The organism is Alkalibaculum sporogenes (genome assembly GCF_009362815.1).
Taxonomy (GTDB): domain Bacteria; phylum Bacillota; class Clostridia; order Eubacteriales; family Alkalibacteraceae; genus Alkalibaculum_A; species Alkalibaculum_A sporogenes.
Genome location: NZ_WHNX01000076.1, coordinates 1 through 1,930, shown reverse-complemented (window position 1 = coordinate 1,930; position 1,930 = coordinate 1). Strand labels below are relative to the sequence as shown.

1 protein-coding gene is annotated in these 1,930 nt (G+C 32.1%); it reads right to left on the bottom strand.

All coding sequences use genetic code 11. The features are described from left to right. Positions 1–226: 226 nt before the first annotated feature. Positions 227–1,465, bottom strand: a complete 1,239-nt coding sequence (locus GC105_RS16580; protein WP_193708470.1) for a DUF4179 domain-containing protein — start codon at positions 1,463–1,465, stop codon at positions 227–229. Positions 1,466–1,930: the final 465 nt, after the last annotated feature.

The window sequence follows — 1,930 nt, the reverse complement described above, 5'->3', positions numbered from 1 at the left end:
ATTGCCATAAAAATAACTCCTTCTTGATTAAATTCATATCTGAATTCTTGCCAAGAAAGAGTTGTTTTTTACCATAGACACAAGATTAATTACACTACCATAAAACAGCTACAAAACAGTGCTATTTTATAGCTGTCTGCTATTTAATATTTATTATTAGTTTTATTGATTAAGCTTAATCTATTAGCAAAGGTTACATAATAAACTATCATTTGTTGAACAATTACTATTTCAATGGTATTTCAAACTCCAAAATACTATTAATATCGGGAAGTACCTTTGTTCCAATAGTAATTTCCTTATTCTTATTAATACGATTACACTCTAATATATAGGAACCATCGGTAGTGTAATTAATCTTGTTTCTTTGAGTAGATTCTGTTGGGTTATCCAAAATTTTCATCCGATTATCTTCTACCCAAACACACAAACCATTGCCATAGGGGTCATTACCCTTATAAGTATAATGAACTAAAGTTTTATTCTTTAGATACTCTATTTTATTTACAGAAATTTCGCCTCCTTCACCTTGTGAAATAATAATTGGGAACTTGTCTGTTACTTTTACTTTTATATCTTTAATTAAGGACGTATTTTCATATTCGGGTGCCAATACTTTTATGACAAAATGTTGAGGATTATTATGTAGTGGCTCAAATGTAAATTCATTTTTCATAATATCACCCTCACCTTCACCATACCCACTTCCAGATAAAGGTCTTAGTACATTGCCGTAGTTATCTATTACTTGATAATCGTAACCCTCGGGTGTATTAGATTCAGTTACATTTAGTTCAATTGAAGAATCAGAAATAAGTATTTCTTCTATAGTTATACTTCCCCCCCGTAAAGGCTTTGTAACCATAGGAGTTATAATTTTAGAATTAAGAATATGGTCTTGATTTTTTACAGGTATATCTTTAAATTCCCAGCTTCCTTTTTTATTTCCTATCTTATTAAGTATTATTGTAAGCTTGAAATCTTTAGGGAGTTCATTTGTGGAGATAACGGTAATTATCCCAGCATAAGCTCTTTTTGATAAAAAACTTCCAGTATAGCCAACAGAGCCGCTAATAGGCTCATCATTAACCAGCAAATCAAGCTGTTCCAATTCCCCGATTTTGCCTTCCATGGTATAGCCAATAGATAACCTTGTACCGTCATAAAGTACATCATTAATTGTAACTTCTATACCTTTATCTATCATTGTTTGCCCTACTAAGGAAGAGGCCTCCTTTTCACTAGCAAGTTTCAATCCCCTATCCCCAAAGGATCTAAATACAGAATCTATTACTCGGACATTAGTTTGGGTATTGGGTGACATTGTGGTTGAAATAATTAAAATTGTTAACAATACAGCAGCAACTAGAGACTGTATTAACCTTTTGCTAACATGAATCCTACTTCCATGCTTGCCTGTTTTGGTTTTCTCCTTAGATTCCATATCATCAATCTTATCGTTCAAAACTCTCACTCCCATCAATTTATTTAAAATAATTCTAAGTTTTAATCTAGCCCTTGAAAGTTTAGATTTTTACTGTGCCTTCTGAATATCCGGTAGACGAAATATTCCTTGATTGAGAATTCGTCAAAATAATATAATACAACTACACTTCTTAAAATTTTATCTAAATAATAAGATAGAATAATGGCATATTGTAATTGTAACTTTATTACATTATACCTAAAATTGTACTATCTTTAAATGTTTTATCAAACAAAATGAAAAAATATATTGTGTCCAGTATGATTAATGAATTATGCGTATAATTCTACTAATGCGTAATATAAGAATATTGTGTCATACTGCGGGAGACCAGAGGTCTCCCGCAGTTTGCGAGGCATGATACCGAGCTGATGGTTTGAAAGAAAACCTGCCACCTAGCTAATGGGAAGGCAAGCTGTAAGCAAGGGCGTTTGTGGCGACACA